This is a genomic window from Dickeya parazeae Ech586 (assembly GCF_000025065.1).
GTDB classification, from domain to species: Bacteria; Pseudomonadota; Gammaproteobacteria; order Enterobacterales; family Enterobacteriaceae; genus Dickeya; species Dickeya zeae.
Genome location: NC_013592.1, coordinates 165,384 through 191,267 on the forward strand (window position 1 = coordinate 165,384; position 25,884 = coordinate 191,267).

28 protein-coding genes are annotated in these 25,884 nt (G+C 55.3%); 11 read left to right on the forward strand and 17 right to left on the reverse strand.

Going from position 1 to position 25,884, the window contains the following annotated elements; genetic code table 11:
- Position 1: 1 nt before the first annotated feature.
- From dgcN to DD586_RS00715, 3 genes are all read right to left on the reverse strand, one after another.
- Positions 2–1,009 carry an N-acetyltransferase DgcN gene (gene dgcN, locus DD586_RS00705; RefSeq protein ID WP_012882892.1) on the reverse strand — a complete coding sequence of 336 codons (1,008 nt, stop codon included), beginning with the start codon at positions 1,007–1,009 and terminating at the stop codon, positions 2–4.
- A gap of 251 nt (positions 1,010–1,260) precedes the next feature.
- On the reverse strand, positions 1,261–1,593 hold the full coding sequence (locus tag DD586_RS00710; RefSeq protein WP_012882893.1) for a DUF202 domain-containing protein: 333 nt from the start codon (positions 1,591–1,593) through the stop codon (positions 1,261–1,263).
- Between the two features lie 5 nt (positions 1,594–1,598).
- Positions 1,599–2,000 (reverse strand): YidH family protein, encoded by a 402-nt coding sequence (locus DD586_RS00715; protein ID WP_012882894.1) that lies wholly within the window; start codon positions 1,998–2,000, stop codon positions 1,599–1,601.
- 178 nt (positions 2,001–2,178) lie between these two features.
- Between DD586_RS00715 and rph the strand changes: the two genes are divergently transcribed.
- Positions 2,179–2,895: a ribonuclease PH gene (gene rph / locus DD586_RS00720; protein WP_012882895.1), complete on the forward strand. Its 717-nt coding sequence runs from the start codon at positions 2,179–2,181 to the stop codon at positions 2,893–2,895.
- A gap of 99 nt (positions 2,896–2,994) precedes the next feature.
- Positions 2,995–3,636 carry an orotate phosphoribosyltransferase gene (gene pyrE, locus DD586_RS00725; RefSeq protein WP_012882896.1) on the forward strand — a complete coding sequence of 214 codons (642 nt, stop codon included), beginning with the start codon at positions 2,995–2,997 and terminating at the stop codon, positions 3,634–3,636.
- 48 nt (positions 3,637–3,684) lie between these two features.
- Here pyrE and slmA read toward each other — a convergent pair whose 3' ends face one another.
- The 4 genes from slmA to DD586_RS00745 form a co-directional block, all read right to left on the reverse strand.
- On the reverse strand, positions 3,685–4,281 hold the full coding sequence (gene slmA, locus DD586_RS00730; protein WP_012882897.1) for a nucleoid occlusion factor SlmA: 597 nt from the start codon (positions 4,279–4,281) through the stop codon (positions 3,685–3,687).
- Positions 4,282–4,388: 107 nt separating this feature from the next.
- Positions 4,389–4,847, reverse strand: coding sequence for a dUTP diphosphatase (gene dut / locus DD586_RS00735; RefSeq protein WP_012882898.1), 459 nt, complete (start codon positions 4,845–4,847; stop codon positions 4,389–4,391).
- Positions 4,816–6,072 (reverse strand): bifunctional phosphopantothenoylcysteine decarboxylase/phosphopantothenate--cysteine ligase CoaBC, encoded by a 1,257-nt coding sequence (coaBC, locus tag DD586_RS00740; protein WP_012882899.1) that lies wholly within the window; start codon positions 6,070–6,072, stop codon positions 4,816–4,818. The genes dut and coaBC overlap by 32 nt, the downstream gene beginning before the upstream one ends.
- A gap of 154 nt (positions 6,073–6,226) precedes the next feature.
- Positions 6,227–6,712 (reverse strand): ferritin-like domain-containing protein, encoded by a 486-nt coding sequence (locus DD586_RS00745; protein WP_012882900.1) that lies wholly within the window; start codon positions 6,710–6,712, stop codon positions 6,227–6,229.
- Between the two features lie 210 nt (positions 6,713–6,922).
- Here DD586_RS00745 and radC point away from each other — a divergent pair, with 210 nt between their 5' ends.
- The 4 genes from radC to mutM all read left to right on the forward strand — a co-directional run bounded on the left by radC (position 6,923) and on the right by mutM (position 9,154).
- Positions 6,923–7,588: a RadC family protein gene (gene radC / locus DD586_RS00750; protein WP_012882901.1), complete on the forward strand. Its 666-nt coding sequence runs from the start codon at positions 6,923–6,925 to the stop codon at positions 7,586–7,588.
- A gap of 238 nt (positions 7,589–7,826) precedes the next feature.
- Positions 7,827–8,063 (forward strand): 50S ribosomal protein L28, encoded by a 237-nt coding sequence (gene rpmB / locus DD586_RS00755; RefSeq protein ID WP_012763801.1) that lies wholly within the window; start codon positions 7,827–7,829, stop codon positions 8,061–8,063.
- Positions 8,064–8,074: 11 nt separating this feature from the next.
- Entirely contained in the window at positions 8,075–8,242 is a 168-nt protein-coding gene (rpmG, locus tag DD586_RS00760) for a 50S ribosomal protein L33 (RefSeq protein ID WP_012882902.1), read from the forward strand.
- 102 nt (positions 8,243–8,344) lie between these two features.
- Positions 8,345–9,154, forward strand: coding sequence for a bifunctional DNA-formamidopyrimidine glycosylase/DNA-(apurinic or apyrimidinic site) lyase (mutM, locus tag DD586_RS00765; protein ID WP_012882903.1), 810 nt, complete (start codon positions 8,345–8,347; stop codon positions 9,152–9,154).
- A 55-nt stretch (positions 9,155–9,209) separates the two neighbouring features.
- Here the strand turns inward: mutM and coaD are convergent, their stop codons facing one another.
- Genes coaD through waaA form a run of 3 tightly spaced genes read right to left on the reverse strand, consistent with a single transcriptional unit; the run spans position 9,210 to position 11,747 of the window.
- Positions 9,210–9,689 (reverse strand): pantetheine-phosphate adenylyltransferase, encoded by a 480-nt coding sequence (gene coaD / locus DD586_RS00770; protein WP_012882904.1) that lies wholly within the window; start codon positions 9,687–9,689, stop codon positions 9,210–9,212.
- On the reverse strand, positions 9,679–10,470 hold the full coding sequence (locus DD586_RS00775) for a glycosyltransferase family 2 protein (protein WP_012882905.1): 792 nt from the start codon (positions 10,468–10,470) through the stop codon (positions 9,679–9,681). The genes coaD and DD586_RS00775 overlap by 11 nt, the downstream gene beginning before the upstream one ends.
- Positions 10,470–11,747, reverse strand: a complete 1,278-nt coding sequence (gene waaA, locus DD586_RS00780) for a lipid IV(A) 3-deoxy-D-manno-octulosonic acid transferase (RefSeq protein ID WP_041164225.1) — start codon at positions 11,745–11,747, stop codon at positions 10,470–10,472. Before waaA ends, DD586_RS00775 begins: the two co-directional genes overlap by 1 nt.
- A gap of 546 nt (positions 11,748–12,293) precedes the next feature.
- Between waaA and DD586_RS00785 the strand changes: the two genes are divergently transcribed.
- The 3 genes from DD586_RS00785 to DD586_RS00795 are packed head-to-tail and all read left to right on the forward strand — an operon-like array spanning position 12,294 to position 15,729.
- Positions 12,294–13,418, forward strand: coding sequence for a glycosyltransferase family 4 protein (locus tag DD586_RS00785; RefSeq protein ID WP_012882907.1), 1,125 nt, complete (start codon positions 12,294–12,296; stop codon positions 13,416–13,418).
- The gene (locus tag DD586_RS00790) at positions 13,415–14,524 is read left to right on the forward strand and encodes an ADP-heptose--LPS heptosyltransferase (protein ID WP_012882908.1); all 1,110 of its coding nucleotides are present in this window, start codon (positions 13,415–13,417) and stop codon (positions 14,522–14,524) included. Before DD586_RS00785 ends, DD586_RS00790 begins: the two co-directional genes overlap by 4 nt.
- A complete protein-coding gene (locus DD586_RS00795; RefSeq protein WP_012882909.1) occupies positions 14,521–15,729 on the forward strand; it encodes an O-antigen ligase family protein in 1,209 nt (402 codons plus the stop codon). The genes DD586_RS00790 and DD586_RS00795 overlap by 4 nt, the downstream gene beginning before the upstream one ends.
- 50 nt (positions 15,730–15,779) lie before the next feature.
- On the opposite strand, the gene DD586_RS00800 is transcribed toward DD586_RS00795, so the two are convergent.
- The 5 genes from DD586_RS00800 to rfaD are packed head-to-tail and all read right to left on the reverse strand — an operon-like array spanning position 15,780 to position 20,976.
- The gene (locus DD586_RS00800; protein WP_012882910.1) at positions 15,780–16,898 is read right to left on the reverse strand and encodes a glycosyltransferase family 4 protein; all 1,119 of its coding nucleotides are present in this window, start codon (positions 16,896–16,898) and stop codon (positions 15,780–15,782) included.
- Positions 16,895–17,980 (reverse strand): putative lipopolysaccharide heptosyltransferase III, encoded by a 1,086-nt coding sequence (gene rfaQ / locus DD586_RS00805; protein ID WP_012882911.1) that lies wholly within the window; start codon positions 17,978–17,980, stop codon positions 16,895–16,897. The genes DD586_RS00800 and rfaQ overlap by 4 nt, the downstream gene beginning before the upstream one ends.
- Positions 17,981–17,992: 12 nt before the next feature.
- The gene (rfaC, locus tag DD586_RS00810; RefSeq protein ID WP_012882912.1) at positions 17,993–18,964 is read right to left on the reverse strand and encodes a lipopolysaccharide heptosyltransferase RfaC; all 972 of its coding nucleotides are present in this window, start codon (positions 18,962–18,964) and stop codon (positions 17,993–17,995) included.
- Positions 18,961–20,013, reverse strand: a complete 1,053-nt coding sequence (gene rfaF / locus DD586_RS00815; RefSeq protein ID WP_012882913.1) for an ADP-heptose--LPS heptosyltransferase RfaF — start codon at positions 20,011–20,013, stop codon at positions 18,961–18,963. The genes rfaC and rfaF overlap by 4 nt, the downstream gene beginning before the upstream one ends.
- A gap of 30 nt (positions 20,014–20,043) precedes the next feature.
- Complete coding sequence (gene rfaD / locus DD586_RS00820; protein ID WP_012882914.1) at positions 20,044–20,976, reverse strand: ADP-glyceromanno-heptose 6-epimerase; 933 nt, start codon at positions 20,974–20,976, stop codon at positions 20,044–20,046.
- Between the two features lie 287 nt (positions 20,977–21,263).
- Between rfaD and DD586_RS00825 the strand changes: the two genes are divergently transcribed.
- Both DD586_RS00825 and tdh read left to right on the forward strand, forming a co-directional pair.
- On the forward strand, positions 21,264–22,460 hold the full coding sequence (locus DD586_RS00825; protein WP_012882915.1) for a glycine C-acetyltransferase: 1,197 nt from the start codon (positions 21,264–21,266) through the stop codon (positions 22,458–22,460).
- A gap of 10 nt (positions 22,461–22,470) precedes the next feature.
- Positions 22,471–23,499 (forward strand): L-threonine 3-dehydrogenase, encoded by a 1,029-nt coding sequence (tdh, locus tag DD586_RS00830; RefSeq protein ID WP_012882916.1) that lies wholly within the window; start codon positions 22,471–22,473, stop codon positions 23,497–23,499.
- A 36-nt stretch (positions 23,500–23,535) separates the two neighbouring features.
- Here tdh and DD586_RS00835 read toward each other — a convergent pair whose 3' ends face one another.
- A complete protein-coding gene (locus tag DD586_RS00835) occupies positions 23,536–24,465 on the reverse strand; it encodes a divergent polysaccharide deacetylase family protein (RefSeq protein ID WP_012882917.1) in 930 nt (309 codons plus the stop codon).
- A 2-nt stretch (positions 24,466–24,467) separates the two neighbouring features.
- Positions 24,468–25,742, reverse strand: coding sequence for a murein hydrolase activator EnvC (envC, locus tag DD586_RS00840; protein WP_012882918.1), 1,275 nt, complete (start codon positions 25,740–25,742; stop codon positions 24,468–24,470).
- Positions 25,743–25,884 lie beyond the last annotated feature (142 nt).

Sequence of the window (25,884 nt, forward strand, 5' to 3'; positions counted from 1 at the left end):
GTTATCCCTGGGTTTTCAGCAGCGTCGCAATGTCATCAATACCGAAACGGATCGGGTCGGTGGCAGGAACACCGAAGCGTTCGCTCAGGCCGCGGCAGTACTCACGCGCTTCCTGTTCGCCATAGTTGGAGGTGTTGATGGCGAAACCCGCTAACTGCACCTCCGGGTTGGTCACACGGGCAGCGCGCAGGCAGGCATCCACACACTCATCCAGTTCCACCATCGGTTGATGCGGCAGGTGGCGCATGTGCGGGCGACCCATTTCGTGGCACATCACCAGCCAGTGCGGCTGGGCACCGTGGATAAGACCGGTGGTCACTCCAGCGTAGGATGGATGAAACAGCGACCCCTGGCCTTCAACGATGTCCCAGTGGTCATCGTCATTGGCAGGAGACAACGCTTCTGCCGCACCGGCGATAAAATCGGCGATCACAGCGTCAATGGCGATACCGTCGCCAGCTACCAGCACCCCGGTTTGACCGGTGGCACGGAAATCCGCCTTCATCCCCTGCGCACGCATGGCGGCTTCCAGCGCCAGCGAGGTGTACATTTTGCCAACTGAGCAGTCGGTACCGACGGTCAGTACGCGTTTACCGCTGCGTTTCTTACCACTGCCGACGGTTAATTCCGGGCGCATGTGACGAATATCGAACAGCTCCACCTGATGCTGCTCTGCCAGCGCCTGTAAACCGGGGACATCAATCAGCCGCTGGTGCAGACCATTGGCAACATTCATACCGGCCTCGATGGCGGTACGCACGGTGTCCAGCCAGTGTGGCGGCAGAAAGCCACCGGCGTTGGCGGTACCCAGTACCAGCGTTTTAGCGCCACGCGCCACCGCGGTGGGGATATCCAGATCATCGAGCCCCAGTGACACCGTGCTGCCCGGCAGGCGTAACTGGCCTACACACTGTTCGGGGCGCCAGGTGTGAATACCGCGTGCCGTTTTCACCGCCAGCGGGTCGGTCACATCGCCAAGAAAAAGCAGGTAAGGTTGTGGAATCAGCATGATGTCTTATCCGTGGTTGCATAGTGATGACATGAGAGAAGATGTCTAAGACTATTCCACGATGCTTTTTTTCTGACGAATGCTTGTTTATGGGTAGGGTATAACCTGATGTTATGGAGTTGTTTTTAATTAGTTATTTGTTATTTAAAGATTTTTTATTGCAAATACTCGCAGGGTATACCGATGGGTTATGCCAAAACAGGCAGATCAAAATCTTTTGTATTGACGATAAATCCGTTGAGGGATTGTGCTTAGCCAGTCGTGAACCCCACCAACAGGCTCAATGCCGTGACCAGCACCATAAGTACCAGCAGTTGCATCATTCGCATGGATTGCCGGGTACAAGGGTGACCATAGTGCTGTAGCGCGCGCAATCGCAGACGCGACCAGATATACGTGACCAGCGCCATCACCAGCAGGAACAACCCGGTAGCGAGCATCAGCGGCTGGGTGGTGATCGAACCGGCTTTGAGCAGTAAAAGGCTGTTGATCAGCAGCACAAAGGCGGTACGCGACCAGGCAAGCCGCGTGCGTTCCGGTTGCAGGCCAGGGTCGCGCGGCGGGGTATCGGCAGGTGTGGTCATGGCGGCTACATCAGCAGGATAATCAGCGCCAGTGCAACTGACGTCAGGCTCACGACGCTGGCGACGGCGACAAGTAGACGGGTATACGGCAGCGCTTGCCCGGCACGCATCGCCCGCTCGTTATCGGCCCAGCGTTGGTAAGCCATCCACGCCAGCAGCGCCGCTGCCAGCGCCAGAAAAGCTGACATACCGGCTCGGATGGTGGGTGACCCCAGCGTGGGGGCAAACTGGTCAATGGCGATGGCACCGGCCAGAAACGCCAGCGCGGTACGAATCCAGGCCAGAAAGGTGCGCTCGTTAGCCAGCGAAAAGCGATAATCCGGCGTGGTTCCCTGTTGCTGCCAGGGAATTTTCTTGCCTGACGGCGTGGGTGAAGGTGGTGAAGAGACGGAGTCACTCATGAACATCAGCAGCCTGCGGATAAATAATGCCGGTATTCTACATGGCTGACTGGCGGCTCTCCAGCCGATGGCACGGATGGCACCGGAAAAGTTGATGAAATTTTAATCGTGACTGGCGGTAGGCAGGGCAGGGGGAAGACCGTATAATGCGCGCCAGTTTAATGAACCTGCCCGGAGACGAGCCATGCGCCCAACAGGCCGAAGTGCCCAGCAAATTCGCCCTCTTACATTCACCCGTCATTACACCAAACATGCTGAAGGATCGGTATTGGTGGAGTTTGGCGATACCAAAGTGCTGTGCAATGCCACGGTAGAAGAAGGGGTTCCGCGTTTCCTGAAAGGTCAGGGACAAGGCTGGATTACCGCTGAATACGGCATGCTGCCGCGATCCACCCATAGCCGTAACGCCCGTGAAGCGGCAAAAGGCAAACAAGGTGGCCGCACGCTGGAAATTCAGCGTCTGATCGCCCGCTCGCTGCGTGCCGCCGTAGACCTGAACAAATTGGGTGAATTCACCATTACGCTGGACTGTGACGTATTGCAGGCCGATGGTGGCACCCGTACTGCCTCTATCACCGGTGCCTGCGTGGCGCTGGCGGATGCGCTAAACGGTATGGTGGCCAGCGGTAAGCTGAAAGCCAGTCCGTTGAAAGGCATGGTGGCGGCGGTATCGGTCGGGATTGTTAACGGTGAAGCGGTGTGTGACCTGGAATACGTGGAAGATTCCGCCGCAGAAACTGACATGAACGTCGTGATGACCGAAGATGGCCGCATGATAGAGGTGCAGGGCACCGCGGAAGGTGAGCCGTTCAGCCACGACGAATTGTTGTCGTTACTGGCGCTGGCGCGTCAGGGCATCGAAGATATTGTCAGAGCGCAGAAGGCCACCCTGGCCGATTGATTGTTAAAGCGACCCAGGTGGTCGCTTTTTTATGCCATCCATTTTTATGCTATGCAGTCAGAACGGTGGGAAACTACCGTCGTAACAGGAGAGGGAGTCATGAAAGCCTATCAGCGTCAGTTTATCGAATTCGCACTGAGCAAACAGGTTCTGAAGTTCGGCGAATTTACCCTGAAATCCGGGCGTATCAGCCCCTATTTCTTTAATGCCGGGTTATTCAATACCGGGCGTGATCTGGCGTTGCTGGGACGCTTTTACGCCGAGGCGCTGGTGGATGGCAATGTAGAATTCGACGTGCTGTTCGGCCCGGCTTACAAGGGGATTCCGATTGCTACCACGACGGCGGTGGCGCTGGCGGAACACCATGACCGTGATGTGCCCTACTGCTTTAACCGTAAAGAAGCCAAGGATCACGGCGAAGGCGGCAATCTGGTCGGTAGCCCGCTGAAAGGCCGCATCATGCTGGTGGACGATGTGATTACCGCCGGTACGGCTATCCGCGAATCGATGGATATCATCGCTGCACAAGGGGCGACGCTGGCTGGTGTACTGATTGCGCTCGACCGGCAAGAGCGTGGTCGTGGCGAACTGTCCGCGATTCAGGAAGTGGAACGCGATTATCAGTGCAACGTGACGTCCATCATCACGCTGGGCGACCTGATTAGCTGGCTGGCGGAAAAACCGGAAATGGCTGCGCATCTGGACGCGGTGAATGCTTACCGTGCGCAATTCGGCGTATAACCCGGCGGGGATGAAATAAGCGGCGTGGCGGTGCGCCACGCGGTGCATTTACTGAAGCTGGGCGGCCAGCAAGGGCCAGCGGGTTTCGAAATCCTGCGTGGGCAGGGTACGGAACTCGGAGCGGGTAAAGCGGGAGAGCATCCCTTCGCAGAACGCCAGTAACTGGCTCGCCAGCAACGTTTCGTCATGGCGAAACGCTTCGCCGCCGCGTAGTTTGTGTTCGCGCAGTACCTGACGCAATTGCGATTCAATGCGGTCAAACAGCTGGTTGATGCGACCCTGCAACCGGTCCTGTTCGAACATCAGCGCATGGCCGGTGAGAATGCGCGTCAAACCGGGGTTTTTCTCGGCAAAGCCGAGGATCAGCAACAAAATGAGCCGCAGCCGATTAAAGGTGTCTTTTTCATCCTGCAGGATCAGGTTGATACGGGTGGTCAGGCTGTCTTCAATAAATTCGATCAGGCTGTCAAACATGCGTGTTTTGCTGGGAAAATGCCGATAAAGAGCGGCTTCTGAAACGCCAACGGTGGCGGCCAGCTTAGCGGTGGTGATGCGTTGACTGCCATCGCTGGATTCCAGCATCTGCGCCAGTGCCTGCAGAATTTCCTCGCGACGGTTCCTTTTCGTATTTTCTTTCTCTGCCATGTCAGAAAAGACCCTTGATAAAAATGTGACGGACAAACACCAGATAGCGCCACAGTCGCATCAACGCTGTGGCTTTATAATTTTCCTGGGAGGCAGGGGAATGTGTCTTAGTGGCGACCGGAATGGCCGAAACCACCTTCTCCCCGCTCGCTGTCGACGAAATCGTTAACCAGATTGAATTCGGCCTGCACTACCGGTACGAACACCATCTGGGCGATGCGCTCGCCGGGTTCGATGGTGAAAGACTGACTGCCACGGTTCCATACCGACACCATCAACTGCCCCTGATAGTCGGAATCGATAAGCCCCACCAGATTACCCAGCACCACACCGTGTTTGTGACCGAGGCCGGAGCGAGGCAGGATCACCGCCGCTAATGACGGGTCGGCGATATGGATAGCCAAACCGGTCGGCACCAGCGTGGTTTCGCCTGCGGCCAGCACGATAGCGCTGTCCAGACAGGCGCGTAAATCCAGCCCGGCAGAGCCTGGGGTCGCATAGGTTGGCAGCGGGAACTGTTGCCCGATACGCGCATCAAGAATTTTTACGTCGATTTTTTTCATCATAACGGCTGACAATCTCGTCAATTAACTGTTGGCCCAACAGGTGTTTGCTGCTGTGCGGCAGGCGTTTGTCCCCACCCGGCCAGAAAAGGTGTAATGTATTATTTTCCGAGTTAAACCCCTGATCGGAAAGGGATACATCATTCGCGCAAATCAGATCCAGCTGTTTGCGGGCCAGCTTCTGGCGCGCGTATTCTTCCACATTACTGGTTTCGGCAGCAAACCCGATGACGTAAGGCCTGTTTTCGCTCATTGCCGCCACATCGGCGATAATATCCGGATTTTTGACCAGAGTGACACTGATTTCATCACCCTGCTTTTTGATCTTTTCATCAGCGACGGTGTGTGCCCGGTAGTCCGCTACGGCAGCGCACCCGATAACGATATGCTGCTGAGCGGCGCGCGACATCACCGCCTGATGCATATCCTGAGCACTGATAACATCGACACGAGTGACATGGTCTGGTGTCGGTAAATTGACCGGGCCCGCTATCAGCGTGACCTGTGCCCCACGTGCTGCAGCAGCAGCGGCGATGGCAAAACCCATCTTCCCTGAGCTGTGATTGCTGATGAACCGTACCGGGTCCAGTGCTTCACGTGTCGGCCCTGCCGTGACCATAACATTCAGGTGTTGCAGATCATTGACACGGGAAAAGTGTGCGTCGGCGTACGCCACTATCGTTAGCGGGTCAATCATGCGGCCTGGCCCGACGTCACCACACGCCTGGCTGCCGCTATCCGGCCCCCAGATCAGCATGCCGCGCGCCGCCAGCACGCCCAGATTGTGTTGTGTTGCCGCAGCGCGGAACATCTGCTGATTCATAGCAGGCGCGATGGCGATGGGCGCGGCAGTCGCCAGACAGACGGTGCTGAGCAGATCATTGGCCATACCCGCCGCCAGCCGGGCGATCAAATCCGCTGATGCGGGTGCCAGGATCACCAGGTCTGCCCATTTCCCCAGCTCAATGTGGCCCATCGCCGCCTCGGCAGCGGGATCCAGCAGATCGTTCGACACCGGGTGGCCGGAGACCGCCTGCAGCGTCAGTGGCGTGATAAACGCGCCAGCAGCGGGTGTCATCACCACTCGCACCTCAGCGCCCCTCTCGCGCAGACGCCGCACCAGTTCCGGGCCTTTGTAGGCAGCGATGCCGCCGCTGATACCCAGTACGATATGTTTTCCCGCAAGCGATGCGCCGGAAAGCCCGTGCAGACTGGAAGAATCTGTCATCGTTATATCCGTTTTTCAGCCCAAAAGAGCCAGCATTTTATCATAGTGTTGGCAATCCAGCGTGGTGATGATGGCATGCCCGGCGGCACGGTTTTCGTGATGCGATTTTACCGCCACGCTCACAAAGAGGGGCGTGGCACAGACGTAACGAGCGTTATTGGCACTGTTTAAATGCAGGCAGGTGATTCTGCTGGGAAGCATCGCGCAGCCGCTGGAAAACTAATGTGATGTCCTGATGTGAACTGACGGCAGGCAGTAGTGTTTTGTCATATAACACCTGATTAGCGATTTCTGCATCAACCCCCATTTTGCAGGCTTCCTTCAACGTCGCTGGCAGCGTGTTCTTCATTTCTGTACTGCCGGATAATGTGTTGGGCGGCACGGACATACCATGATTTTGCATCAGCTGCGCTAACGCATGGGCGTGATTCTGCTCAGCCCGCATGATGTTATTAAAAGGGGCAACCTGACCAAACTTCTCGATGGCCGCGGCATAGAGCGCTTCGGTGTGATATTCATGGTACAGCGCCGTCTGGAGTGCGTTTTTAGCCGCGTTATCCAACGGCTGCTGTGCATAAAGTGGGGTGATGGATAAGGTGACGAGTAATAGACAGGCTTTGCTAAGCAATTGGCTCTTCATCAAAAAAGATACTCCTGTGTGAGGTGTCACGATGATGCGTCAGTCACTTTTATCACTGCCGTGTGACGCAATAGCGTGAGCGGTATCTGGTTTATGAGGTTTTCTTCTGCTTGCAGAAATCATTGCGAGCGTTACCGCACTGGTGCAATACGGTTATCGAGAGCCGATTTCCCACGTGGGATGATGGGGCCATTCTGAAAAGGAGTGGCTATGACATGGAATGACGGTGGCGCACCACGTGAGAAATTGATGTCCCTTGGCGTAGAGGCGCTCAGTGATGCCGAGCTGCTGGCGATTTTTTTGCGCACGGGAGTGGAAGGGATGCACGTGATGGAACTGGCGCAGAGTCTGTTAGCGCAGTTTGGTTCGTTGTATCGGTTGATGACGGCTGATTGGGCGGCGTTTAATGCGGTGCGAGGGGTCGGCATTTCCAAATATGCCCAATTGCAGGCGGTGGCGGAACTGGCCCGCCGGTTGTTTTCTTCGCATCTGGCGCGAGAGGATGCCATGCTGAATCCGGACGTCACGCAACAGTATCTGCAATTGCTGCTGGCTCATCAGGAGCGGGAAGTTTTTTTGGTCATGTTTCTGGATAATCAGCATCGGGTGATTTGTCACCAGGAGATGTTCGCGGGCACGATAAGCCGTGTGGAAGTGCATCCGCGTGAAATCGTGCGCGAAGCGCTCAAAGTCAATGCCGCTGCACTGATTCTGGCGCACAATCATCCTTCCGGACGGGCAGAGCCCAGTCAGGCCGATCGTTCCATTACCGAAAAAATCGTACAAGCCTGCCAGTTAATGGAGATTCGGGTGCTTGATCATCTGGTAATCGGGCGTGGCGAGTACGTTTCTTTTGCCGAGCGCGGGTGGCTTTAAGAGATATTTCCGCGATCCTGGGGGATCTTTAGTTGTTCGGGACTTGAGCGCATACGCTTCAGAGCGTATACTACGCCACCTTTGAGAATCTTGGGTGTGGCGTTAAGAGCCTATCTCAGCAGGTTTATCCTGATGACAGAGTCTTTTCAGTGAAGTTGCTGAGATGGGCTCTAGAGCCTGACGAGGCGGCCAACACCCTATACGAAGCTCGAGCTGATTTGATTTTTGGAGAATAGACATGTCCCGAGTCTGCCAAGTTACTGGCAAGCGTCCGGTGACCGGTAATAACCGTTCCCACGCAATGAATGCGACTAAACGCCGTTTTCTGCCAAACCTGCATTCCCATCGTTTTTGGGTTGAAGGTGAGAAGCGTTTTGTAACGCTGCGCGTATCTGCTAAAGGTATGCGTGTTATCGATAAAAAGGGTATCGAAGCGGTTCTGGCCGATCTGCGTGCCCGTGGTGAAAAGTATTAAGGAACTGAATCATGGCTAAAGGTGTTCGCGAGAAGATCAAGCTGGTTTCTTCTGCTGGTACTGGTCACTACTATACCACTACGAAGAACAAGCGTACTAAGCCGGAAAAACTGGAACTGAAAAAGTTCGATCCAGTTGTCCGTCAGCACGTTCTCTACAAAGAAGCTAAAATCAAGTAATTTTAGTGGATCTGAAAAACCCGGCTTCGGCCGGGTTTTTTTATCGCTTCAATAAAACTCAAGTTACCCGTGACTTCAGCAAGATAGCGCTCAGGAGGATATATGCCTGAATTACCCGAGGTGGAAACCAGTCGTCGGGGCATTTCGCCCTGGCTGGTCGGCCGTACCATTTTGTATGCTGAGGTGCGCAACGCGCGTCTGCGCTGGCCTGTATCCCCTGAAATTCTGTCGCTGAGCGATACGCCGGTGCTGAGTGTGCAACGGCGCGCTAAATATCTGCTGCTTGAGCTACCGACGGGGTGGATCATCATCCATTTGGGTATGTCCGGTAGTCTACGCGTGTTGCCCGAATACAGTGAGCCGGATAAGCATGACCATGTCGATTTGGTGATGGATAGCGGCAAAGTGCTGCGTTATACCGATCCACGTCGTTTCGGTGCCTGGTTATGGTGTGACGATCTGGCAAACAGTTCTGTGCTGGCGCATTTGGGGCCGGAACCATTGAGCGATGACTTTTCAGGTGATTATCTGTTTAGCCGCTGCCATGGCCGTAAAACGCCAATCAAGCTGTGGATTATGGATAACAAACTGGTGGTGGGGGTTGGTAACATCTATGCCAGTGAGTCACTGTTTAATGCCGGTATTCTGCCGGAGCGGCCTGCCGGTTCCCTGTCGCAGCAAGAGGCGCATCAGTTGGTGCAGTCCATCAAGCAGGTATTGCAGCGCTCCATTGAACAGGGTGGGACCACGTTGCGTGATTTCCTACAGTCTGATGGCAAACCGGGTTACTTCGCGCAGGAGTTGCAGGTCTATGGCCGCAATGGCAAGCCTTGCCATCACTGCGGCACATTGATCGACAGCATTAAGCAGGGACAGCGCAGCACCTTCTTTTGCAAGCGGTGCCAGCGTTAGGAAACGGCTGTTCCCGCTTGATGTCGGTGGCTTTAGCAGACAGGACGTGCTGTCTTTAGGCTAATTTTTCCTGCAACGCGGCAGCGATAGGGGGCGGTAAAAAGTGCGACACATCGCCGCCATGACGAGCGACTTCTTTAACCAGCGATGATGAAATGAAAGACCACTGCTCTGATGGCATCAGGAATACGCTTTCCAGGGTCGGCATCAGGTGGTGGTTCATTTTGGCTAATTGCAGCTCGTATTCAAAATCAGAAACGGCGCGCAGCCCCCTGACCAGAATGGTCGCTTTCCGCTGCCGGGCGAATGTGGCCATCAGGTCGGTAAACCCCTCGACTTCGACATTCGGCAGATGTCGTGTGGCTTCTTTCGCCAGCGCGACACGTTCTTCCAGTGTAAACAGCGTGTTTTTGCTGGGGCTGGAGGCAATTGCCAGAATCAGGTGGTCAAACATGCTGGTTGCACGTGTCAGGAGATCCAGATGGCCGTTGGTCATCGGGTCAAATGTACCGGGGTAGATAGCTCTAGTCTTCATGGTGCAGGTGCTCCTGGCGAGTCTCCCGCCGGTTATTTAAAGCCCATAGTCCAGTATATTTGTTAAACGTGTACTGCGCATTCACGATAGCCAGTAGCCACCCTTGTTTTCCGTCGAGGAAGCCGGCGCGCAATAACCAGGTTTTGATGAAAGCGCCAAGGGTGTGCAATACGATCGCGGTGAAACCGCAGCGTTTGCCCTGAAGGAAACGCTCGTTGGCCCAGCTTTGCGCGTAAGCGAGCTGTTTTTTCTGAAAGCTGAACAAGTCGCGGCAGGTGAGGTGCTTCAGATCCCCGTCCAGAGAGACCACCCGGGCTGAGCCATGATCAAGGGATTCATGCACGGCATTGTTGTTGTAGTGGTAGTGCCTGGGATAGAGACGGATGACCTCATCGGGATACCAGCCGCTGTGACGCATGAAACGCCCCAGAAACAGGTTTCGACGGGCGCAACGGTAGACGACATCGCTCTGCGGGGATTCGAGCACCGCTTCGATGGAATGCCGTAGCGCTGGAGTGACCCGTTCGTCGGTATCAATCATGAAGATGTAATCGCCGCTGGCATACTGCTGCGCCAGTTGGCGCTGTTTGCCAAAGCCGGGCCAGTCGGTGTTCTGATAGACCTGTGCGCCATGGCGACGGGCGATATCCAGCGTGTCGTCACTGCTACCGGAGTCCAGCACAATAATTTCATCAGCCCAGGCCACCGACGCCAGACAGTCAGGCAGCAGTTCCGCTGCATTATGGCTTATCAGAACGACGGACAGACGTTTTCGGCTCATTACTGGCTCCGCGGCGGCAGATAGGGCTCCAGCAGGGTCAACAGGCTTTGCAGAGCGCCCTGATTTTTATGCAGTACGTCTACCGCGTGGTGGCCGTGGTAACGGCGATAGTCGTCATCCGACAGCAGAGTGGTGACCTGTTCCACCAGTGAAGCGGTATCCCGCACGGTGATCAACCCATCGGATTGCTGTAAGCGGGCACAGATATCCTTGAAGTTGAACGTATGCGGCCCCATCAGCACCGGTATAGCGTGTGCAGCAGGCTCCAGCGGGTTATGCCCACCTCGTTCAATCAGGCTGCCTCCGACAAACGCCAGGTCGGCAATACCGTACAGTAGCATCAATTCACCCATAGTATCGCCAATCACCACGTGTGATGACGCCGGGGGAACAGTGCCAGCGCTACGCAGGGTATATTCCAGACCAGCCTTACGGACGATGGCTTTGGCATCGTCAAAGCGGTCAGGGTGACGCGGCACCAGGATCAGCAATAGCGTGGGAAAGGTTTTCAGTAATTCAGTATGCGCGTCGACGATAATCTTTTCTTCGCCTTCGTGAGTACTGGCGGCTATCCACACCGGACGCTGCGGTGCCCACTGACGACGCAACGTGACGGCGCGGGCGGCCAGTTCTGGTGTGACAGAGATATCGAATTTCAGGCTACCGGTCACATTCAACTGTGAGCGCTTCAGACCCAGATTGATAAAGCGCTCGCCGTCTTCTTCATTTTGTACCGCAATGAGGGTAATACGGCGCAGCAGTGTGCGCATAAAGCGGCCGAGTTTGCGATAACCGTTAGCGGAGCGTTCTGACAGGCGCGCGTTGGCGATGATAAGCGGGATCTCACGCTGGTGAAGCGCGGTTATCATGTTCGGCCACAGCTCGGTTTCCATGATGATGACCAGGCGCGGTTTGACATGATCAAGAAAGCGCGACATCGCACCGGGCAGGTCGTAAGGCAGGTAAACGTGGTAAACATCTTTGCCGAATGCGGACAATGCGCGCTCGGAACCCGTCGGCGTCATGGTGGTGACGGTAATTGGTAATGACGGGTAGCGATGGCGTAAGGCGCGAACCAACGGTACTGCTGCTAAGGTTTCTCCAACAGAAACGGAGTGCAACAGTATGCCTTCGGGTTTTACCTGACTCTGGTAGAAGCCGTAGCGTTCCCCCCAGCGTTTGCGGTAAGCGGGGATTTTGCGACCCCGGAGCCATAGACGCAGCCAGATAAGCGGCTGGATCATGTAAAACAAAAAGGTGTACAGCGTTTGTAACATAATCATCGGTATTAGAGTCGGCGATAGCGAATTCTATATATTTATAGCGGCTAAATCTATCATTTTAACCGGGCATGGTCGGTGTACTCCTTTGTGCCAGAAAATCAGGAATTAGCGTTGGAATTTGTATCGTTACGGACTGGGTTACTGCTTGATGATAAAAAAGATTATTCATTAGGTGAGAGGGGTAAGACCGAGTAAATACGATAAAAAAATAAAATATAAAATCGGAGTGAATAAATATTATTTCTGATTTTTATTTTGCAGTTTTATGTATTTTCACGTTGATTTGGGAGCGTAGAAAATAATGTTTTTATTGTGATGGTTTATTTCCATTTATGTGCGTCTGGTATGGATAAACGACGCGTCGTTATCGAAAAATGGCAGGAAGTTGAACAGCCTGGCGGCATTCCGTTTCGTGGTTTCTATCTTAAATAAATCCTCTCTGTACGCTATAAAGAAGGCATTTTGTACAGGATTCTTCGCTAACCTTCATGTATTATAGGCGGTTTATGATTTAAGGCTTATCTGATATAGGTATAAAAGATGTTAGACACATCTTTAAATATATTACATACCGAGTCCTCTTGTGGCTGGGGCGGGCAGGAAATTCGTATTCTTACGGAATCTCAGGGAATGATGAAGCGTGGCCACAAGGTCACCATTCTGTGTTGCCCGCACTCGACTATTTATCGCGAAGCGCAAGCGCGCGGCATTGCCGTTGTCGGGCTACCGATTGAGAAAAAACGGCTATCGTCGTTGATGGCGCTGGTGGGCTGGTTGCGTCAGTATGGTGGCGCGTTTGATATTATCAATACCCACAGTTCCACCGATGCCTGGCTGGTGGCGGCGGCAAGCGTGATACTGAGAAAACGGGTGCCGCCGATGGTGCGTACCCGCCATGTTTCTACCGACATCAACCGCTCGCTGACCACCCGCTGGTTGTATATGACGGCTACCCGCCATATCGCCACCACCGGTGAGCGGTTGCGTCAGCAACTGCACCGGGATAACCGTTACCCGTTGTCGCACATGACGTCGGTACCGACCGGTATCGACCTGAATTTTTATCGTCAATCTGACCGGCAGACTGCCCGTAAGACCATTGCGGTACCGGACCGGCCGACGCTGGGGATTCTGGCGACCATGCGTTCCTGGAAAGGGCATACCTATCTGCTGGAAGCCTGGCAGACGTTGACGAAGGATTTCCCCGACTGGCAATTGCTGATGGTGGGCGATGGGCCGCAGCGTCAGGCTCTGGAACAGCAGGTTGTGGCGATGGGGCTGGCTGACAGCGTTATTTTCCTGGGTAACCGTGACGATGTACCGGATTGTCTGAACAGCATGAACCTGTTTGTGCTGCCTTCTTACGGTAATGAAGGTGTACCACAGAGTATCATGCAGGCGATGGCGTGTGGTTTGCCGGTGGTGTCGACCAACGTTGGCGCGATTGACGAAGCGGTAGTGAACGAGCAGACCGGGTACTTGATCGAGCCGAAAAATACTGCACTGCTGGAGCAAAAACTGCGACAACTGATGGGCGACGACGTATTGCGTGCCCGGTTTAGCGAAGCGGCGCTCAAGCGTGCATCCGAGCAGTTCGGCGCAGACATTATGCTCGACAAAATGACGACGATTTTTCGCAATAGTTTGCGCTCGGCACGTCCATGAGTAAATTCTCTGCCCGGTTGCGGATTTTTCCGCGTGCCTTGTTGGCGTTGTTGAAAAAGCCCTGGCGACGACCACCGTCGACGGTGAAGCGCATCCTGATCGCCCATAATCTGTTGCTGGGCGATACGGTGATGCTAACGCCGTTGCTGGCCAAATTACGTCGTCATTATCCACAGGCAGAGATTGTGCTGTTGTGCAAACCGGCGTTTGTCGAGGTTTATCGCCTGAACCCCTATGGTGTGGTACCCATGCCATATCAACCGGCGTCGGCAGCCTCGGTCGCGGCGATTGTTAACAGCGGGCCTTATGATCTGGCGTTGATCCCGGGTGATAACCGCTACAGCTGGCTAGCTTTGGCTGCGGGGAGTCGTTGGATAATAGCCCATCGTCCCGCTCTGCATAACGCTAAGAGCTGGCCGGTCAATGAATACCGCGACTATCCAGACGAACCGATGGCGTGGGGTGATGCGGTAGCGACGCTGGCGGACGGCGAATTGCCTTTTCCTCAGCGTTGGGCCGCTCCAGCGTATGATTTCCCGCCGCCTGCCTCGCCTTTTGTTGTGTTGCATGTCGGGGCCAGTAATCCGGTGCGTTTCTGGTCACCGGAACAGTGGCTGGCGCTGGCTGACTGGCTGGCGGCACAAGGCTATACCCCAGTATGGAGCGGTGGTGGCAACGAGCGACATATCGTTGATTCGATTGACCCAACCCGGCGTTATCGTAGTTTCGTCGGCGAGTTATCGTTGTCGCAATTGCTGGCGTTGCTGGCAGGGGCGAAAGCGCTTATCTGTGCTGATACCGGTGTGGCACATCTGGCGAAATGGGTTGATACCCCGACGATGACACTCTATGGCCCAGGTAATCCGATTGCGTTTGGCCCCGGCCATTTCTGGCGCAATAACCCGATTATCAACGTCGGTTTTCACCCCATTTCCTGTCGTGATCAACACACCCTGTTTGGTCGCGAATTACCCTGGCTTGAGCGGTGTAACAGGAATGAAGCGAACTGCCAGCAGTTTTGTAATGGACAGTCAGCGTGCATGCAACACATTACCCTTTCTGAAATTCAGACGGCTTTTATCCATTTGTTGAGAAAGATTCAATGACAACTCAGTTATCGTTTAGCACCCGACGTACCGATAATCAAGGCCTGTATTTTCTCAGCGCACTGGCTATCTTTGTTAACCCGTTGGCTGAAGCGCCCAAGAATATCGCCATGGCGTTGTTGTTGCTGTGGGTCATTGTCCAGGCGGTGATGAATAAGCAAACGCGCACATGGTCAGGATGGGATCTGTTTTTTGCTCTCTACATGCTCTCGTTCCTGGTGGGACTGCCCTTCGCTGCCTACCACACGGATATCGGCTCGCTGACTGATGTTGCCCGTTACAGTTTGTTTGGCTGGGTGATTTATCGCGCCAGCTTTAACGAGAAGCAGAAAATCGGTCTGGTGTTCTGGGCCATGATGGGCACGTTTGTGGGATTGATTTATGGGGCGTGGGCGCATTTTTACACCGGTAGCGAGCAGTACTGGACGCTCAACTCGGTCGGCCACGTCAACCATGCCGCTATCTATAACGCCATTATTTGTGGGATGGCGCTAGCGTTTTTGTTCAGCTACTGGACGGCGCTGACTGCGGGTAAGAGATTGATGTGGATTGTGATGCTGGCATTGTCTCTGGTTTATGTGGCATTCGGTGAGAGCCGCGCTACATTCGGTGCGGTTCTTGTCGTGGTGCTGATATTGGGTGTGGGTTTTGCCAAAAAAAGTAAAAAATTCCTGCTGTTGCCTGCGGTTTTTATTGCCGGGTTAATTGCCGTCGCCGTTCTCAGTAACGCGCGTGTGGTGGTGAAGCAGGAGCAAAATGAGGCTACTGATAACGTACTGAGTTATCGCGACGTTATCTGGAGTTCAGCGTTTGATGTCATCAAACAGCACCCTTTGTTTGGCATCGGGAAGGAAAACTTCAAGAAAATCGATATCAACAAATGGCCGGATAAGCCGCTGTTCACGCACGTTTCCCACGCCCATAATATCTTTATCAACGTATTGACAGAGAACGGTATCTGGGGAGCCTTCTGGATCTTTGGTCTGTTTGGTGCCATGGGGGTGACGCTGGTGCGCTATGTACCGAAGAGACATGCGTCGCCGGTCTCCTGGTTGACATGGGGTACTGCGTGCTCAGCATTGGTGGTGACGCTGGTGGTGGGTCTGGTGAATACCACGTTCCACCATGAACACGCCAACCTGAGTATGTTCTGTTTTGCGCTATGGCTTAGTCAGTATCGTTACGATAATCAGCGTTTTATCTAAAACTGACAACGTGTGGCAGGCGCATCGCTGGTGCGCCTGCCACACCGCCATTAAATCAACTGTTCATAAAGGCTGAGCATGTTGTCGCTCAGAAAGCGCAGATCATAGCGTTCCACTTTCGCTCTGGCCTGCTCGCCGAAACCATCAAATCCCGTTTCACACGCCAGCCGTACCGACTGACGTAACCCCTCGTAATCTAGCGAATCACAGACGAATCCATTCACGCCTGACTGGATGAATTCTTTGCCGCCACACTGTTGTGATGTAATCACACCCAGTCCACTGGCCATGGCTTCCAGCACCACGTTGGGGAACGGATCATACAGCGTGGGCAACAGTAACATGTCCGCTGCGCCATAATAAGGACGGGTATCTGGCTGCATACCGACGAAATGCACCTGCCCGGCGACACCTAGCCGGTGCGCCAGTTTCTGATAACGGCGACTGTGCTTATCTTTCCCCACTACAATCAGGTGCGGATGTTGGGGAACCTCGCTTATCGCATGGATAGCGCCTGCCAGCCCTTTGCGTTCGAAGCCGGAACCGACAAATAGCATTACTGGCGCATCGTTTGCCACACCCAGTTGCTGGCGCAGAGTCTGCCGGTAAGTGTTGCGCAGCTCGGGAGTAAACGTACTGGTATCCACCCCGTTATAAATCAGATGAATTTTGTCGGCAGGCACACCAAAGTGGTGGCGAATTTCATCTGCAACCATCTGCGAGTTGCAGATCACGGCCTTGAGCGAGGGATGCTGATACATCGCCTGTTCTTGCGCCATCACGTAACGATGAAAACCAGACCACCATAACAGCCGCCGTTGCAACGGGTTAAGCACCCGTGAACGCTGTGTCAGCCAGACTTGATGGACGCCATCGCCAGCACGATAAATATGGCAGCCTGGGATCCGTTCATGGCTCTGCACCAGATCGAACCCGGCGAAATGTTGTTGGGCTGCCTGTGCAAAGGCACTTTCACGTTGAATCCGGCCGGTAATACGTGGGTTACAGATGATGACATTGCGGTTGACCTGCTCAGCACCTTCCCAGCTACGGGTAATCACGCTGACATCCAACGATCGATGATTGCTGAGCGCATCGAGCGCTCTGGAAACGAAGCGTTCCGCTCCACCGTCAGGACGGTATTTCTGCCGCACGATGGCCAGTTTCATGCTTGTGCCTCCAGTAATGCTGAATCAACCGCCAGTAGCACCTGTTGGACGCTGATCTGTTGCAGACAGTCGCTCACCTTGCTGCCACCGCACCCGTCTTTACCACAAGGGCGGCAAGGGTGGCGGTCAGACACGATCACCCGGTTGATGGTCATCCAGGGTGCCCATTCGGTTTCTCCGCTGGGGCCAAACAGCGCTACTACGGGGGTTTGCATCGCAGATGCGATATGCATCGGTACGGAGTCTACACCCAGCAACAGTTGTGCTTTGCCGATAAGACTCGACAGTTGTTTGAGCGTTAACTGACCGGCGAGATCCAGTACCGGGTGGGTCAGTTGCGACTTGATATCGGCAATCATCGCCATCTCGCTTTCCGCCGGTGAGGCGCTGAGGACGACGGTGTGCCCGCGTTCGCACAGGGTATTGATGGCCTGCGCCATCGCGCTGCTTTTCCAGCATTTGAACAGCCAACGGGATGTCGGGTGCACCACGATAAACGGCTGCCCCTGCCACTGTTGATCCCGTAGTTTCTGGTCTACCGCCTGATCGGCCGCATCACCGGCAACCAGTTGCAACCGTCGCTCTTCCAGTTCTGGCTGAATCCCCAGTACCCGCAGTGTGTCCAGATGGGATTCGACGGTGTGGCGGCGCGAAATTCGCGGTACGCGGTGCTGGAACGTCTTTTTCCAAAATGACAGTTTATCGCGTGCGCTATTGCGAAAGGTGACGCCCAGTGGAATGCCTGCGAAACGGGCTATCCATAAGCCACGCATACTTTCGGTAAGGTGGATGATGGTGTCATAACGTTGCGCCCGCAGCGTTTTCAGCAACGCCCACTCTTTTGCCAGATGGCCGAACACACCCAGTTTTTTCCATTTCTTGTCGACGGTATAAAGGTGGTCGATAGCCGGATGCAACGACAGCATTTCCGCCGTATCAGCAAACACCAGCGCGTCGATTTGGGCGTCCGGGTAGCGCTGGCGCAGAATGGAAAATAGCGGTGATGTCAGCAGAACATCGCCATGATGGCGGAATTTGGTAATCAGGATTCGCCGGAGTTCAACCTTGTGCGGTGAGGTCACAGTAAAACCGCCTTATTCAGTCAATAAAGAAGCACAGTGTTGCCACACATCGGCCGCCTGGAGATCGGCCAGATTGCGGCTATTCGCCGGACGGCAGACATGCTGGTTTTGGCCGTAGCCACCAATCAATCCCGGATCGGTTGGCCCATAGAGCGTGATGTTGGGCCGGTCCAGCGCAGCGGCAAGATGGCTGAGCCCGGTATCGACCGAGACAACGGCCTTCGCACCAGCTAACACGCCTGCGACCTGTTCCAGACTCAATCGCGGCAGAACCTCGACGTGAGAAAATCCAGCCGCCAGCCGTTGTGCCCGCTGGTGTTCGTGTTCCGCCCCCCAGGGTAATTTAATGCGTAATCCACGTGCTTCCGCTAGCGCTATCAGCTTGCGCCAGTGCGCCTCCGGCCAGTGTTTTTCGTCTCGCGTCGTGGCATGCAGAAAAACCAGATACGATTGGCTGTCGGCAGGCTGTGCCGACAAGAAGCGTGCGGCAATCGCATAATCGCCTTGTTCTGTGGGCTTGCGGTAGTTCAGGCTGAAGGAAAACAGCTCCCGTATACGCTCTACCGCATGTTGCTGTCTGGCGATCGGGTGCCGATATTGATAAAACCAACTGGCCAGCGGCTCGCGGGCGCTTTTCCAGTCCAGACCGTGCTTATTGCCGTAAGCCAGGCGGGTCACCAGCACGGCGCTTTTTAGTAACCCTTGTGCATCGATAACCGCATCGTAGTGTTTTTCTCGTAGCTGTGTTTTAAACGCCGCGCGCTCTGCACGGGTTTCCCGGCTGAACCAGCTTTTGCGCCAGCGGCGAAGCGCCACCGGAATGACGCGATCAACCGCCGGATGCCAACTGGGAATTTGGGCAAACCCTTCTTCGACTACCCAGTCAAACTGGATGCCGTGAATGACCTGCATAGCGTCGGTCAGGGCAGGCAGTGTGTGCAACACATCCCCCATCGACGACGTTTTGACGATCAAGACCCTCATGCGAGCTCCCCTTTGACGGGCAGATAGCATGACAGGGCATCCAGTACCTGTTGTGGCTGAATATCGATGAGACTCTGGTGATACCCTTGTTCGGCATCGCCTTTGCGGACACGGTGATAACCGGTAATAAGCCGGATAACGTCGGCCTGATGAGACAACGGCGGGGTAAAATCCGGGCTACTGGGGCCGTAGAGTGCGACCAGCGGACGGTTAAGTGCTGCCGCCACATGCATCAGACCCGAGTCGTTACTGACAACCGCCTGACAGGCGGCGATCAGCACTACGGCTTGATCTAACGTGGTCTGTCCGGCCAGATTAAGGCAGTGGTCTTTCGCGTCATCACTGAGGGTTTGCCGGATATCGTCCCCAGCCTGATGGTCGTTTTTCGAACCGAATAGCACCACCTGATAGCCTTGATCAATAAGCGATTGCGCCAGTGAGCCGTAATGGTAATGCGGCCAGCGTTTGGCCGGGCCGAACTCGGCGCCAGGGCAGAAACCGATAATCGGTCGGGCATCGGTAAGATTAAATGCGGCGGCGATATCGGCGATTTCCGCGTCGTCCACGGTAAGCTGAGGCCACAATAAAGGCTGTGGTAAATCAGCCGCGCTGTGGACACGTTGCCGGTCATAGGCTAGCGCGACATAACGTTGCACCATTAAGGGGTACGCTGCTTTGTCCAGTAGCCGCAGGTCGTTCAGCAAACCGTAGCGCATTTCACCACGCCAGCCGGTGCGGTGTGGGATAGCGGCAAAAAAAGGTACCAAGGCTGATTTGAAGGAGTTAGGCAGCACATAGGCGCGATCGTATTGCTGCTCACGCAGTGAAACGCCCAGTCGTCGCCGCTCGCCGAGCGCTAGCATGCCGTGGCCGAGTGGCATGGACAGTGCCTGACGCACTTCGGGCATGCGTGCCAGCAACGGACGACACCAGGCCGGTGCCATCACGTCAATGATGGCGTCCGGGTGTTCGGCCTTCAGGGTTCGGTAAAGGCTGTGCGACATCATCATATCGCCCACCCAGGAAGGACCGATAACCAGAATTTTCATACCGTTCGTGTTTCCTTACGGCAAAGTGAGTCAGGCTTTACGGTTCAGCCAGGCCATATAGTCGGCGACCCCTTCCGCTACGGTTTTGAACTGTTTGTCGTAACCCGCCGCGCGCAGGTTGGTCAGGTCTGCTTGCGTGTAGGCCTGATAACGGCCTTTCAGTTTTTCCGGGAAGGGGATGTATTCCACCTGGTCTTTGTTGTGCCAGGCCAACACGGCGTCTGCCACCGCCTGGAAGGATTCGGCGTGGCCGGTACCGCAGTTGAAAATGCCGGAAACGTTGTGCTGCCAGAACCACAGATTGACGGCGGCGACGTCACCGACGTAGATGAAGTCACGTTTGAAGTTTTCGCTGCCAGCGAACAATTTCGGGTTTTCGCCCTGATTGATCTGATTGTTCAGGTGGAACGCGACGCTGGCCATGCTGCCTTTGTGGCTTTCGCGCGGCCCGTAGACGTTAAAGTAGCGGAAGCCGCAAATCTGCGAGTCGGCCTGCGGCAGAATGTCGCGCACATATTGGTCGAACAGGAATTTGGAGTAACCGTAGACGTTGAGCGGTTGTTCGTACTGGCGGTCTTCCACAAAATTGTCGGTGCGACCGCCGTAGGTGGCGGCGGAAGAGGCGTACAGGAACGGGATACCGCGCTCCAGACAGTAGTGCAGCACTTCTTTGGAGTACTGATAGTTGTTATCCATCATGTACTTGCCGTCCCACTCGGTGGTGGATGAACAGGCTCCTTCATGGAAGATGGCGTCGATATCACCCAAATCGTCACCGGCAACGATACTGGCAATGAAGTCTTCTTTATCCATGTAGTCGGCGATGTCCAGATCGACCAGATTGACGAACTTGGTGCCATCCTTCAGGTTGTCGACCACCAGGATATCCCGGTGTCCGTTATCATTCAGCGCCTTTACGATGTTGCTGCCGATGAAACCGGCACCGCCAGTTACGATAATCATGGGAGTTACCTTGCTAAACGTGCTGGTGGGGCACCGCGCCCCACACCTGTTGAGCGCTATCATAACATTTCGGCGCACGACAGACATCCCACGCTGCTTTTTCCACCGTTTTCTTGCCAACCGCTTCGCATTTCCGACGTGACCGCGGTGGCATTTTGTGGTCAACCCGCCAACCCGTTCCGCGTTTCTCCACTACCTTTAGCTTCATGAGTGCGATGAGCGTTGCCTTATTCAACCAGCCGCTACCCGGTGGGAATGCCCGTGAGGACAAAAAGGAGAGCCGTGCCATGCCTGATGCGTTTTATCAACAACTGACTACCCAGCTTGCTGCGCTACGCGACGACGGGTTGTTTAAGGACGAACGGCTGATCACCTCGGCGCAACAAGCGCTGGTGACGGTGGCGGATGACGGCGAGCTGATTAATTTCTGCGCGAACAACTATCTGGGGCTCGCCAACCATCCGGCGTTGATAGACGCGGCGAAGGCCGGTCTGGATAGCCACGGCTTTGGTATGGCGTCGGTGCGTTTTATCTGTGGCACTCAGGATATTCACCAGACGCTGGAGCAGCAGTTGGCCGCATTTCTCGGCATGGAGGACGCCATACTGTATTCCTCCTGCTTTGATGCTAACGGCGGGCTGTTTGAAACCCTGATGGGCGAGGAGGACGCGATTGTGTCTGATGCACTCAATCATGCGTCGATTATCGATGGCATCCGACTGTCAAAAGCACGCCGTTATCGCTATGCCAACAACGATATGTCTCAATTGGAGACCCAACTACAACTGGCCCGTGCAGAAGGGGCGCGCAATCTGATGATTGCCACTGACGGCGTGTTTTCGATGGATGGCGTGATTGCCAATCTGAGAGGGATTTGCGATCTGGCCGAGCGCTACGACGCGCTGGTGATGGTGGACGACTCTCATGCCGTGGGGTTTGTCGGTGAGAATGGGCGCGGTACCCATGAGTACTGTCAGGTGATGGGGCGGGTCGACATTATTACCGGTACGCTGGGAAAAGCGCTGGGCGGCGCGTCCGGTGGTTATACCGCCGCACGGCGTGAGGTGGTGGCCTGGCTGCGCCAGCGATCCCGGCCGTATCTGTTTTCCAATTCGTTAGCGCCGTCGATTGTTAGCGCTTCGATCCGCGTGCTGGACTTGCTGCGTGACGGTCAGGCGCTACGTCGGCGATTGTGGCAGAACGCCAGCCTGTTTCGCCAGCGGATGACCGAAGCCGGTTTTACGCTCGCCGGTGCGGATCACGCCATTATTCCGGTGATGCTGGGCGATGCCCGACTGGCACAGACCTTTGCTGCCGAGTTACGGCAGGAAGGGATTTACGTCACCGGCTTTTGCTATCCGGTGGTGCCGCACGGGCAGGCGCGCATTCGTACCCAGATGTCGGCGGCGCACACGATAGCGCAGATTGAACAGGCCGTGACGGCGTTTGTCCGAGTAGGACGTCGTCTGAACGTGGTGAAGTGAGGACGCGACGATGAAAGCACTGGCGAAACTACGCCCGGAGCCGGGCATCTGGCTGACGGATGTTCCGGTACCGGAACCGGGCCACAACGACGTGATGATTAAAATTCGCAAAACCGCGATTTGCGGCACCGACGTGCATATTTACAACTGGGATGCGTGGTCGCAAAAAACCATTCCGGTGCCGATGGTGGTGGGTCATGAGTATGTCGGTGAAATCGTCGCGATTGGTCAGGAAGTGGAAGGGTTCAGGATTGGCGATCGGGTCTCGGGTGAAGGACATATTACCTGCGGTTATTGCCGTAACTGCCGGGCTGGGCGTCGCCATTTGTGTCGCAATACCTCGGGGGTCGGTGTGAACCGACCGGGGGCATTCGCCGAGTATCTGGTGATCCCGGCGTATAACGCCTTTCGTCTTCCGGCGGCGATCCCGGATGAGATAGCCGCTATTTTCGATCCGTTTGGCAATGCCGTGCATACCGCGCTGGCGTTTGATTTGGTGGGGGAAGATGTACTGGTGAGCGGTGCCGGGCCGATTGGTGTGATGGCAGCGGCGGTGTGCCGCCATGTCGGTGCTCGCCACGTGGTGATTACCGATGTTAACGATTACCGGCTGGCGCTGGCGAGACAGATGGGGGTGACCCGCACGGTGAATGTAGCGCGGGAGTCGCTGACGGACGTAATGCGGGAACTGGGGATGACCGAAGGGTTTGACGTGGCGCTGGAGATGTCCGGTTCACCTGCTGCTTTTCGCACCTTGTTATCGGTCATGAACCACGGCGGGCGTATTGCCATGCTGGGGATCCAACCGGAAGCGGTCGCGGTGGACTGGAGCGATATTATTTTCAAGGGGTTGGTCATTAAGGGGATTTATGGCCGGGAGATGTTCGAAACCTGGTACAAAATGGCGGCCCTGATCCAGTCAGGGTTGGACCTGTCACCCATGATTACCCATCGCTACGCGATTGATGGCTTTCAGCAAGGTTTTGATGTGATGCGCTCCGGTCAATCCGGCAAAGTGGTATTGAGCTGGGAGTCGTAGTTATGCGCCGTTCATGGGGGAGAACGGCGCGTCTTGTTATCCCAGCCAGGTTTGCCAGTGTTGCTTCAGGTAACTGACGGCCGGGCTGGTCACGATATTGTGTCCAAGTTGCCGCCACAGTTCATGCTGAGAAATAGCCGGTAAAGGACGTTTAACGGCGCAGACCTGAATCGGGCGCAGGCGTTTTGGTGCCGGGGCGGTTGGCTGTGATGCGAGGTACGTCGGTACCGGCGCATAGCGTGGCTCCGGTTCGTTCAGCAACTGACTGGGACGGACCAGTACGATATCGGCAGGCAATGTCGGCAGCATCTGCTGCAATACCTGAATCGTGGTGGGATGCGGATGACCGATGGCGATGGCGTAACCGCTGCGTTGCGCTATCTCTACGGCACGGCTGAACTGGCGTCGGATATCGGCGACGTTCTGGGTATCATCCAAAAACACCTTACGCTTGAGCACCTTGATACCGGTCCCTGCCGCTGCCTGGCTGGCCTGACTGCTGCCGATGGTCATACTGTCGAGAAAGTAGAGGTGGTAGGCGCTCATCGCCTGCATCACCTTTTGCATGCCGGGCAGGCTGGCGGTCATGGCGCTGCCCATATGGTTGTTGAGCCCAACGGCATAAGGCACCTTGTTGACCGCATCACGCAGGATGCGTGCGATTTCCTCACTGCTCATGTCAGGGCGTAACGTGTCCCTTTCCAGTGGCTGTTTGCTCATGGGGGCCATCGGCAGGTGAATCAACACTTCCCGGCCCTGAGCATGGGCTTTTGTTGCCATTTCCCGGGCGTATGGCGCATTTGGCAACACCGCCACGGAAATCGCCGTCGGCATCGCCAGCACCTGGTTTTCGTTATGCGGACGGTAACCAAAATCATCGATCACCAACGCCAGTTTGCCTGCCCACACGGGAAGTGCCAGCAATACGGCAGTAAGAGTCAGCAGACGAGGGAGTAATGGACGCACACCTACCTTCCTAGCCAGGGTAAAGGGTTGACCGCCTGTCCCTGACGCCGAATTTCAAAATAAAGAGCAGGCTGATTCTGCCCGCCGCTGGTGCCGACTAACGCTATCGGCTGACCGGCTTTCACCTGAGCACCTACCGATACCAGCGCGCTCTGATTATAGCCATAAAGACTCATATCGCCTTTGCCATGCTCCAGCACGACAACCTGACCGTACCCCTGTAGCCAGTCGGCCATCAGCACGGTACCGTCGGCGATGGCGTGTACTTCGGTTCCTTCGGCGGCACCGATGACCAGCCCCTTCCAATGCAGCTCGCCCTGCAACGTCTCGCCAAACCGATGTAACGTGCGGCCACGTACCGGCCAGACATATTGACCGGCTGGCTGGCCCAGACCACCCGTCCGCGCCATTAATGAGCGCTCTTGTTCGCTGGGTTTATAACTGGACCCACTGCGTTTGGCCTGTTCTTCTTTTTCATGCAACCGGGCGGCTTCACGGGCTTCGCGTTCGGCGCGGGCTTTGGCTTCGCGCTCGGCACGAGCAATCTGATCGCGCAGACGGGTTTCGTTCTGGCGTAGCTCCGTCAGCTGTTGCTGGTCTTTTTCCAGCGCGTTTTCCAGCGCACCCAGGGTTTTATGGCGCTCGCTTTGGGCCTGCTCCAGAGCGTTTTGTTGCTGCTGCTGGTCACCGAGCAGACGTTTTTGTTGTGTCTGCTTTTGTTCCAGTTGTTGTTTCTGAGTAGCAAGCTGGGTGCGGGTTTGCTGAAGCTCGGTGATGGATTTTTCACGGGCTTTATTCAGGTAGTTAAAGTAGGCGAGGATGCGTTCACGACGCTGGCTTTCTTCACCGCTGAGGATCAATTGCAGCGCACCGTGCTGGCCCTGACGGAAGGCCGCATCAAGCTGCTGTGCCAACAGGGTTTCCTGTTTTTTTTGCCGGGTTTGCAGTGTCGCGATTGAGCTATTCAGACCGCTGATATCCTGATTTAGCCGTTCAAGCGTCGCGCGGGTTTCACGTAACTGGCGGGTCGACTGGGCGATTGACTGCTCCTGCTTTTTCAGTTGCTCAAGCAGGGTACTGCGGCGTTGCTGCTGCTCCCGAACACTTTTTTCTTTCTCGGCGATGTCTTGTTGCAGCGATTTCAACTGCTGTTGGCTGTCGTCGCTCCAGGCGGAGCATGGCAATAGCAGCACGCCAACACAAAGCACACTGGCGCACCGGATTAACAGTTTGTCACGACCCGTTCGCAACGGTACAGAGAACGCTTTTCTGCTCATGGCGAAAGATTATTCCACGATGAACAGCGCCTTACCAGTTGTATGGTCAGGGATTTCTATTTCCATCCATGACAACCGCGCACGCAACCGCACCGCCGGATCACGCGGATAAATGCAAGCCGCCGCGCAGAATCATGATGCG

Bases quoted from the DNA above. Each gene is read 5' to 3' on its own strand.
- dgcN (WP_012882892.1), bottom strand. From the start codon at position 1,009: ATGCTGATTCCACAACCTTACCTGCTTTTTCTTGGCGATGTGACCGAC.
- DD586_RS00710 (WP_012882893.1), bottom strand. From the start codon at position 1,593: ATGACCACACCTGCCGATACCCCGCCGCGCGACCCTGGCCTGCAACCG.
- DD586_RS00715 (WP_012882894.1), bottom strand. From the start codon at position 2,000: ATGTTCATGAGTGACTCCGTCTCTTCACCACCTTCACCCACGCCGTCA.
- rph (WP_012882895.1), top strand. From the start codon at position 2,179: ATGCGCCCAACAGGCCGAAGTGCCCAGCAAATTCGCCCTCTTACATTC.
- pyrE (WP_012882896.1), top strand. From the start codon at position 2,995: ATGAAAGCCTATCAGCGTCAGTTTATCGAATTCGCACTGAGCAAACAG.
- slmA (WP_012882897.1), bottom strand. From the start codon at position 4,281: ATGGCAGAGAAAGAAAATACGAAAAGGAACCGTCGCGAGGAAATTCTG.
- dut (WP_012882898.1), bottom strand. From the start codon at position 4,847: ATGATGAAAAAAATCGACGTAAAAATTCTTGATGCGCGTATCGGGCAA.
- coaBC (WP_012882899.1), bottom strand. From the start codon at position 6,072: ATGACAGATTCTTCCAGTCTGCACGGGCTTTCCGGCGCATCGCTTGCG.
- DD586_RS00745 (WP_012882900.1), bottom strand. From the start codon at position 6,712: ATGAAGAGCCAATTGCTTAGCAAAGCCTGTCTATTACTCGTCACCTTA.
- radC (WP_012882901.1), top strand. From the start codon at position 6,923: ATGACATGGAATGACGGTGGCGCACCACGTGAGAAATTGATGTCCCTT.
- rpmB (WP_012763801.1), top strand. From the start codon at position 7,827: ATGTCCCGAGTCTGCCAAGTTACTGGCAAGCGTCCGGTGACCGGTAAT.
- rpmG (WP_012882902.1), top strand. From the start codon at position 8,075: ATGGCTAAAGGTGTTCGCGAGAAGATCAAGCTGGTTTCTTCTGCTGGT.
- mutM (WP_012882903.1), top strand. From the start codon at position 8,345: ATGCCTGAATTACCCGAGGTGGAAACCAGTCGTCGGGGCATTTCGCCC.
- coaD (WP_012882904.1), bottom strand. From the start codon at position 9,689: ATGAAGACTAGAGCTATCTACCCCGGTACATTTGACCCGATGACCAAC.
- DD586_RS00775 (WP_012882905.1), bottom strand. From the start codon at position 10,470: ATGAGCCGAAAACGTCTGTCCGTCGTTCTGATAAGCCATAATGCAGCG.
- waaA (WP_041164225.1), bottom strand. From the start codon at position 11,747: ATGTTACAAACGCTGTACACCTTTTTGTTTTACATGATCCAGCCGCTT.
- DD586_RS00785 (WP_012882907.1), top strand. From the start codon at position 12,294: ATGTTAGACACATCTTTAAATATATTACATACCGAGTCCTCTTGTGGC.
- DD586_RS00790 (WP_012882908.1), top strand. From the start codon at position 13,415: ATGAGTAAATTCTCTGCCCGGTTGCGGATTTTTCCGCGTGCCTTGTTG.
- DD586_RS00795 (WP_012882909.1), top strand. From the start codon at position 14,521: ATGACAACTCAGTTATCGTTTAGCACCCGACGTACCGATAATCAAGGC.
- DD586_RS00800 (WP_012882910.1), bottom strand. From the start codon at position 16,898: ATGAAACTGGCCATCGTGCGGCAGAAATACCGTCCTGACGGTGGAGCG.
- rfaC (WP_012882912.1), bottom strand. From the start codon at position 18,964: ATGAGGGTCTTGATCGTCAAAACGTCGTCGATGGGGGATGTGTTGCAC.
- rfaF (WP_012882913.1), bottom strand. From the start codon at position 20,013: ATGAAAATTCTGGTTATCGGTCCTTCCTGGGTGGGCGATATGATGATG.
- rfaD (WP_012882914.1), bottom strand. From the start codon at position 20,976: ATGATTATCGTAACTGGCGGTGCCGGTTTCATCGGCAGCAACATCGTA.
- DD586_RS00825 (WP_012882915.1), top strand. From the start codon at position 21,264: ATGCCTGATGCGTTTTATCAACAACTGACTACCCAGCTTGCTGCGCTA.
- tdh (WP_012882916.1), top strand. From the start codon at position 22,471: ATGAAAGCACTGGCGAAACTACGCCCGGAGCCGGGCATCTGGCTGACG.
- envC (WP_012882918.1), bottom strand. From the start codon at position 25,742: ATGAGCAGAAAAGCGTTCTCTGTACCGTTGCGAACGGGTCGTGACAAA.